The organism is Verrucomicrobium sp. BvORR106, assembly GCF_000739655.1.
GTDB lineage: Bacteria > Verrucomicrobiota > Verrucomicrobiia > Verrucomicrobiales > Verrucomicrobiaceae > Verrucomicrobium.
The window spans coordinates 84,092-90,629 of the sequence record NZ_BATR01000163.1 but is presented as its reverse complement, the minus strand read 5'-3'; the positions used below and the strand labels follow the sequence as shown (position 1 = coordinate 90,629).

4 protein-coding genes are annotated in these 6,538 nt (G+C 60.3%); 2 read left to right on the top strand and 2 right to left on the bottom strand.

Annotated features, from left to right (window positions below; genetic code table 11):
* Nucleotides 1-250 precede the first annotated feature (250 nt).
* Nucleotides 251-667 (bottom strand): hypothetical protein, encoded by a 417-nt coding sequence (locus tag BV106_RS29160; RefSeq protein WP_265596192.1) that lies wholly within the window; start codon nucleotides 665-667, stop codon nucleotides 251-253.
* Nucleotides 668-871: 204 nt separating this feature from the next.
* On the opposite strand from BV106_RS29160, the gene BV106_RS29155 reads away from it, so the two are divergent.
* Both BV106_RS29155 and BV106_RS29150 read left to right on the top strand, forming a co-directional pair.
* A complete protein-coding gene (locus BV106_RS29155) occupies nucleotides 872-1,987 on the top strand; it encodes a LacI family DNA-binding transcriptional regulator (RefSeq protein ID WP_265596191.1) in 1,116 nt (371 codons plus the stop codon).
* Between the two features lie 102 nt (nucleotides 1,988-2,089).
* Nucleotides 2,090-2,569, top strand: a complete 480-nt coding sequence (locus BV106_RS29150) for a YHS domain-containing protein (protein ID WP_038170724.1) — start codon at nucleotides 2,090-2,092, stop codon at nucleotides 2,567-2,569.
* A 243-nt stretch (nucleotides 2,570-2,812) separates the two neighbouring features.
* Here the strand turns inward: BV106_RS29150 and hrpA are convergent, their stop codons facing one another.
* A complete protein-coding gene (gene hrpA / locus BV106_RS29145; RefSeq protein WP_038170722.1) occupies nucleotides 2,813-6,538 on the bottom strand; it encodes an ATP-dependent RNA helicase HrpA in 3,726 nt (1,241 codons plus the stop codon).

Sequence of the window (6,538 nt, the reverse complement as noted above, 5' to 3'; positions counted from 1 at the left end):
CCGCTGGAGAAAGCGGTGTCGAGCCACCAGCACTCCAAGACGCTGGCGCGAGGTGGGGCGGGCCAGTGTCGCTGCTGATACCAACTCGATCGAAACGTGATCACGTGGGGCGCGAAAGCGACGGGTTCCGCGGCACTTCCACTGCAACTGCGTCGCCAGATGTTGAGCGCCCTGCGGTGGCTTGGGAAGCTGCACGGTTTGCGATTCCAGTCGCAAGCCCCCAGCTGCAGCCCCCGCCCAATCCCCCAACTCACTTCACCTCCGTGAAGCTTTTGCCTCTGGCACCAAGTTTATAGGTGCCGTCGGCGGTCTTTTCCAGATAGGCAGGATACTCCTTTCCTTGTTCCAACGGCGGAGCGGGGGATGGGCCGGCCCAGCCTTTCTTCGGGATCAGTCGCTCGTAGCTAATGGTGATCTTGTCGCCCGGCTTGGCGTCGCTCTTGGTACGAGTGACCTTTTGGACGGTGGCCTGCACGGTTTCGATTCGCTTTGACCAGTCAATGAGGCTGATGGGCTTCGATGACACATCGTCCACTTTGATTTGAAACACCTCAGGGGCCTTCGCCTGCATATCGATGTAAGCGGTAGGTGGAAGTTCTGCTCTGGTCGGGAGCAGAGTCACCGCGAGAACTGAAAGGGCGACGAGGAGGAAGGTGGGGCGTTTCATAGGGCTTTTTTCAACAGGCTGCGTGCATGGCGGCCGAGTTGCGAAGACTTCAGTCATCTCACCGGCTGTAATCGTTAGACAATTGTTCGTTTTAACGCGGGATTTCGCGTGCCCTGATTGCAAGGTCCGGAAAGGACGACCAGGTAGTCGTCGTAACGTACTTGTCCGCCAAGTTACGATAACACGGAAGCCATTTCCCAGTAGATGCCAGTACGATCAGGCAAAGACTCAACATTGCCCCTGTCAGACGTTCAGTCGCCGACGGAAGGATCTGCGTCGTCGGCCACGGTGAGTCTGCAGCATGTGGCGAGGGAGGCCGGCGTTTCGGCCATGACCGTCTCCCGGGTGATGCGCAATTCGCCCCGGGTGTCTCCCGCCACCCGGGAGGCAGTGCTCGCCGTCGCGAAACAGTTGAACTACCAGCCCGACGCGCATCTCACCCGGATGATGCACCTTGTTCGGGGACGGAAGGACTCGAAGGTGCGGGCCGTGATCGCCGTGATCCGGGAGTCGCTGCCCCAGGATGAACTGCATGATCCGGCCTATCAGTATGTATCGATCAAGGACATTCAAAAGCGGGCCGAACAACATGGCTATCACGCAGAGGAGTTCTGGTTGGGGCGGGATGGCATGAAGCCGGGGCGGCTGGCGGATATTCTTCAGGCGCGCGGAATTGAGGGGATCATCATTTCTCCGCAGTCATCCCAAATGAAGTGTGCCCAGTTTGATTTCTCCCGGTTCTCCGCTGCGACATTCGGATATGGATTGCGGGAGCCGTCCTTGCACCGGTCAGCAGGGAACATGACGCTGGGTATTCACCGGGCGACGGAGGAGCTTGCGGTCCGGGGATACAAGCGGATCGGTCTGGCCATCACCCAGTGGGTGGACAAGCGGGCGGAAAGTGCCTACAGCGGGGCCATGCTCCACTACCAGGAGGGGGTGCTCAAGAAGAACCGGGTTCCTTTGCTGTTGTTTCCTCACAATGACCTGCGCAAATGCGGGGAGATCTTCTCCAGTTGGCTGACCACCCACCGCCCTGACGCGATCATCAGCTTCGACACCCATGTGCCCGGATGGCTGAAAAAGCTGGGGTTCAGGGTGCCGGAGGACATCGGCCTGGTGGTGCATGACTGGACGGACGCCATGAAAGGCATGGCGGGCATTCATCAGCGACGGGACCACGTGGCGAGCGCAGCAGTGGACCTGGTGGCCACTCAGTTGCTCCATCATGAGCGCGGCGTACCCGAAGTACCTCGACAAATCTTGATCCCGCCAGCATGGGTGGACGGGGTATCGATCCGTCCCCGGGCGGGGGCTTGAGAATTCAGGAAACAAGCGATGCGGCGGCAAATGGCAATTCGCGGCCATTCCGCAGCAAGTCGGGTTTAGCGGAAAGGGCTGGCGGGTCTGTATTGATTGTCTATGAAAGCATCCAGTGTTTTTCTTCTGCTCGCCACTGTCTGTGCCCTGCCATTCGTGGCAGCAACGTCGCTCCATGCGGCGGACCCCAACAAAAAATGCCCCATCATGACCGATGACGAGGCTGATACCGAAGAGAAGGTCAGCTATCAGGGGAAAGACATCTATTTCTGCTGCGGTCCGTGCGTGAAGCAATTCAAGGCTGAGCCTGACTATTATGCGGCTCTTTTCAAAGAAATGAAGAGCGTCCCCGAGCTCGACGGCGTCACGGTTCCCGGAAGCGTGAAGCTTCTGGAGCAGCGCTTCTGCCCCCTGAGCAGCACCCGCCTGGTGGGGCCGGCCTCTCCCTCGGTGGAGTACAAGGGCGTGAAAGTCTATCTGTCAAAAGCCGCCCACGTGAAGACCTGGGAACAGGATCCCGACAAGTATGCCAAAGAGGCCGTTGCCAAAGGTCTGCTGCCCCAGTTGAAGGGCAAGGTGTAGTGTTATTTGAGGTAACTCTGTTTAACCACAGAGGCGCAGAGGCGCAGAGGCGCAGAGGCACAGAGAAATACCAAACTTCAAACTTCAAACTTCAAAATCCAAGGTGCAAATGAGGGTTTGGGGCCATTTCCGGCTAATCTTGTTAATCTGTCAGGAATCTTGTAAATCCTGTCTAAAAAATCAGTTCTCTGTGTTCTCTGTGCCTCTGTGGTTAATTAAGCAGCGCATACGTTCTCTCTCTCTCTAGCTCATCATCGCTTCCAGCCGCTTCGCTGACACAGGCTGGGCGGTGCCGAGTTCCTGCGCAAAGACGGAGACACGATACTCTTCCAGCATCCAGCGGAAGGTTTCGTGATCGGCTTCCGCCACGTAGCGTTCCCAGTTGTCGTAGTCGGCAATGAGGTCGGCTTTGTCGGCGTCTTTGGCGGGGTTGATGATAGCCCGTTCTGCCCTCACCTGGATTGCTTTCAAAAAGCGCGGGAGTTGGAGCAGTTGCTGATGGGGCGTTTTTACCAGGAGGGCTGCGGGTGTCAACCGGGCCACGTCCTTCTCCAGACCAGGATACTTCTTGGGGGACTGCAGCAGTTTCTGCTTCAGATCCTGGACTTGATTCAGCAATTCGCGAACCTTGTGGGCGTAGGTCGGCAATTCCTTGCGTACCTTCTCGCAGAGCTGGTTGAACCGTTTCGTGGTGAGGGGGAGCACTGGCTCCAGGCGAAGCGCGTGCTGAAGGATGTGTTCCTGAGCTTGCTTCTGGAGTTGGTCGCCGGACTCCAACGGTGCAGGTTTGCTACCGGTGAGATCGAAGGATGAAAGGGCGGAGTGGAAGTTGGCAGGAGCCTTGTACACGGAACCGCCACCGAGGTTCCGCAATTCCTTCCACAGCCAGGCGATGTCTTTGCCGAGGGCGGCTTCCGCCAGCTTCCGCACGGCGGGCGGGCTAGACCTTACGGCTTCTTCTTTCTTGCGGAAGAGGCGAACGTCCACTTCTCCATCGCGCAGCACCAGCCCCGGGTATCCAAGGATGGGAGTGCCGTTAATTTCCTCAACCACCACGGATTCCGGCAGGTCGCCAAAGGACCAGGAATTCAGGGCATAACGCTCCATGCTGCGGACCATACGGTCCCAGGCATCGGACTTCACCTCCTGCTTCTTGACCGTGGCCTTGATGGTCTCGAGGTCGCGGGCGGCGATGACGGTCTGCTTTTTCTGATCCACCACTTCCACGCGTGGCTGCAGGTGGGCGGGTATGCTCTGAGCGGGCCAGTCGGAGGCCTTCACTTCCACTCGGTATTTGACGCCGATGAAGCGGGCAAGCGATTCAAGGAAATCACCGCGCCCAGGATCAAACTCACGGGCGACCTCCCGGACTTTCGGGTCGATGGGCATGAGTTGCCGGCGCACCACTTTGGGCAGGGCGCGCAGCAACACATTGATCTGCTCCTCGCGCAAACCGGGCACCATCCATTGGATTTGACCAGAGGTGAGATGTTCCGCCACGGGCAGCGGGACCTGGACGGTGACGCCGTCTTCCTCCTTGCCCGGGGTGTAAGCGTAGCTCACGGGCAGGACGGAGTTGCCCAGATCCACCCGGTCGGGGAACAAGGCAATGTCGAAGGTCAGTTCATCGCCGCCAGTCAGATCCGCCTCCCGGGCACAGAGGAAATCTGGCTCGGTACGGATGCGATCATTCACCAGCCGGTTCAGGTCGTGAACGGAGGACACGTTCTGGATGCGTGCCTCATAGTATCTGAAAAGGGCCTCTTCGATGTCGTACACCCGCTGGCTGCGAACGCGGGTGAGCGTGGTCTCGATCTTGTCACGCAGCTTGCGGTTGTGCTGGAAGAAGCGGAGGGGGAGCTGGGACTCGCCATGCAGCAGGGCACCACGAATGAAGAGCTGGGTGGCTCCCACGGGATCCACCTTGCCGAAGTCGATGGACTGCTTCATCACTTCCAGCCCGTGCACGAGGGTGCGCTGGGTGACGAGGACGCGGCCTGATCGACCATGCCAGTGAGGCTCACTGTACTTGTGTTGGCAGAGGTGGGCGCCGATGTCCGCCACCCAGGCGGGGTCAATCTTGGCCAGAGTTCGTGCAAACAACTGCGAGGTCTGGACAATCTCGCCCGCGACCATCCACAGGGGCTGCTTGGATTTTTCCGTGCCCGGCTTGCCGGGCTTCTTCTCCCGGCGCTCGTAGAGGCAGGATCCGGGGAACACGGTCACCTGCCGGTTGCCGGCGGCCTTGTAGAGATTGCGCTCTTCCCGAAGGGCGATGTTGCCCAGCTGACCCGCCAGGATGCTTCGATGCACTGCATCGTCGTGACTGGCGGTGCGATCCTCCAGCTTGGGGAGGGGCTCTCCCTCATCATCGAGTGTGTCGCTCAGCTGACGCCAGATGTCCCGCCACTCCCGCATGCGAGTTAGGGAAAGGAAGCTGCTCTTGCAAAACTTGCGCAGGGCGTTGTTGCTCCGGTTTTCTACATCCGGGCCGGCCTGCCAGATACGCAAGAGCGTGAGGAAGTCCGAGTCTGGGCAGGTGAAGGCCTTATGCGCGGCGGCGGCCTGCTCCTTGGCTTCCTCGGGGCGTTCGCGTGGGTCAGGAACACTCAGGCCCGCGGCGATGACGAGCATCTCGGCAAGAGCTCCCTCTTTGCGGGCCTGGAGCAGCATGCGGCCCAGAGTGGGATCGAGCGGCAGGCGGGCCAGCTCCCGGCCCAGCGGAGTCATGTCATGAACCTCACTGAGGGCTCCGAGTTCATGCAACAGCTGGTAGCCGGAGCGGATGGCCGCGGAAACGGGCGGGTTGATGAAGGGGAAACTCTCGATTTCACCGAGGCGGAAGGCCTTCATGCGCAGAATGACCTCCGCCAGATTCGCCCGCTGGATCTCCGGCTGGGTGAACTTCGCCCGCTTCTCAAAGTCCTCCTGTGAATACAGACGGATGCAGATGCCGTCCTGGATACGACCGGCACGACCGGCTCGCTGGTTGGCACTGCTCTGGGACACCTCCTCCACCGGGAGACGCTTGGTGCGGGTTCGAGGATTGTACCGGCTGACACGGGCCAGCCCGGTGTCCACCACATAGCGGATGCGCGGAATGGTGATGGAAGTCTCGGCCACGTTCGTGGCGATGACGACGCGGCGCTTCGGGCCAGGGGCAAAAATCCGCTGCTGTTCCGCGGCGGGCATGCGACCAAAGAGGGCCAGCACCTCTATGCCGCGGCCCAAGCGCCCGTCCAGAAGGTCCCGAGTCTCGCGGATGTCCCGCTCTGTGGGCATGAAGACGAGGACGTCTCCGTTTTCAGACTCGATGAGGGCGTCTTCCACCGCGTTCACCGCAGCTTCCAGCAGGCTGAGGTCGTCATCACCCGCCTCCACCGGGGCATAGCGAATGTCCACGGGGTACATGCGGCCGGAGACCTCGATGATGGGGGCGTTGCCAAACGCTTTCGAGAACGCCTCGGTATCGATCGTCGCGGAGGTGATGAGCACCTTGAGATCAGGTCGCTTTTTCAGCAGGCCCTGAAGGTAGCCCAGGAGGAAGTCGATGTTGAGCGAGCGCTCATGGGCCTCATCCAGGATCAGCATCGAATAGTTCCGCAGCAAGGGATCTGACTGGATCTCCGCCAGCAGAATACCGTCCGTCATGAACTTGATGCGGGTGTCGCGACTGGTGTCGTCATTGAAGCGCATCTTGCAGCCCACCTCCCGGCCCCACTGGACGCCCAACTCCTCCGCCACGCGGCGGGACACGCTCATGGCGGCCACGCGGCGGGGCTGGGTGCAGCCAATCTGGCCGCGGGTGCCCTCGGGCATGGCCTCCAGGCACATCTTGGGCAGCTGGGTGGTTTTGCCAGAGCCGGTCTCACCGGCCAGCACCACCACTTGGTGGCTGCGAATGGTCGCGAGGATTTCCTCGCGGCGGGCCGTGATGGGGAGATCAGCGGGATAACGGATCGCAGGCAT

What these genes read in the sequence shown, in the direction of transcription:
- BV106_RS29160 (WP_265596192.1), bottom strand. Translation starts at nt 667, where the DNA reads ATGAAACGCCCCACCTTCCTCCTCGTCGCCCTTTCAGTTCTCGCGGTG.
- BV106_RS29155 (WP_265596191.1), top strand. Translation starts at nt 872, where the DNA reads ATGCCAGTACGATCAGGCAAAGACTCAACATTGCCCCTGTCAGACGTT.
- BV106_RS29150 (WP_038170724.1), top strand. Translation starts at nt 2,090, where the DNA reads ATGAAAGCATCCAGTGTTTTTCTTCTGCTCGCCACTGTCTGTGCCCTG.
- hrpA (WP_038170722.1), bottom strand. Translation starts at nt 6,538, where the DNA reads ATGCCTGCGATCCGTTATCCCGCTGATCTCCCCATCACGGCCCGCCGC.